Raw genomic sequence first — 496 nt, forward strand, 5'->3', positions numbered from 1 at the left:
CCGCGGTGGAGCCGCTCATCGGTGCGCTCCATGACAGGAACGACGACGTCCGGGGCGCGGCGGCGGGCGCCCTCATCCGGATGGGCGATGCCGCGGTCGACCCCCTCATCGGGGCGACGAAGGATGCCGACCGGAACGTCCGGCTCTACGCGGCGGGAGCGCTCAAGTACATCGGCGACCCGAGGGCGATCGACGCGCTCCGGGCCCTCGCCCTGGACGAGGATAAGGATGTGAGGAGCGTCGCGGAGGACGCGATCGATAAGATCCAGATGATCCGGGGCGGGGGGATGGCGGAGCCGTCGCCGCCGACGTCGAGGTGATCGAACCCATCTACTTTTTGTCTGGAGATGACCGGAGTGGGGGACTCCTGTTTCCAGACGAGGTATAGGGGCCAGCGGGGGTGGATGAAGCAAGTTACGACGTTGGTAAGTCGTTGTGTGGCTGACAGAACGGCCGGGGCTGTGAAAAATCCCGGTACACTGGACCGTGGGAATAT

Annotated in this window: 1 protein-coding gene; it reads left to right on the forward strand. The window is 65.5% G+C overall.

Going from position 1 to position 496, the window contains the following annotated elements; genetic code table 11:
* On the forward strand, window positions 1-320 hold a 320-nt coding region (locus BRA62_RS06085), incomplete at its 5' end, for a HEAT repeat domain-containing protein (protein ID WP_292365683.1).
* Window positions 321-496: the final 176 nt, after the last annotated feature.

It is taken from the genome of Methanoculleus sp. UBA208, assembly GCF_002498065.1.
Classification (GTDB): domain Archaea; phylum Halobacteriota; class Methanomicrobia; order Methanomicrobiales; family Methanoculleaceae; genus Methanoculleus.